The organism is Oceanispirochaeta sp. M1 (assembly GCF_003346715.1).
Classification (GTDB): Bacteria; Spirochaetota; Spirochaetia; order DSM-2461; family DSM-2461; genus Oceanispirochaeta.
On record NZ_QQPQ01000165.1, the window covers coordinates 1 to 372 of the forward strand.

A 372-nucleotide genomic window follows, 5' to 3' on the forward strand; every position below is an offset into this window, starting at 1 on the left:
AGCCGCATTGTTATCCGGGGTCAGATAATCATATTTTAAATATCGAACCATCTTCATATACTCTGAATCTGCATAATTTACAGCTTTTCCCAAAGCCATAGAGGGAACAACAGTAGCCTTCTTTTCAGTCAACCATTTTCTGAATTCTTTGAGAATTGGAATCGCTCTTTCACGGCGGAGACTATTAAACTCAGAAGCTGTGAGTTGCATAGCTCTCAGCTCTTTTTCTATACCATAAAGCTTTTTGATGTACTTTATAGCCTTATTCGCCTGTCCGCCACTCTTTGTTGCCTTGGCTGCTTCTACAAATTTCCTTCTGATATGGGCAAGACAGGCTACATGCCAAAGATTATATTTCCGTGTGGCTGCATT

Annotated in this window: 1 protein-coding gene; it reads right to left on the reverse strand. The window is 40.3% G+C overall.

All coding sequences use genetic code 11. The features are described 5' to 3' along the window. A partial coding sequence (locus DV872_RS26340) for a transposase (RefSeq protein WP_147283299.1) occupies nt 1-372 on the reverse strand: 372 nt, incomplete at both ends.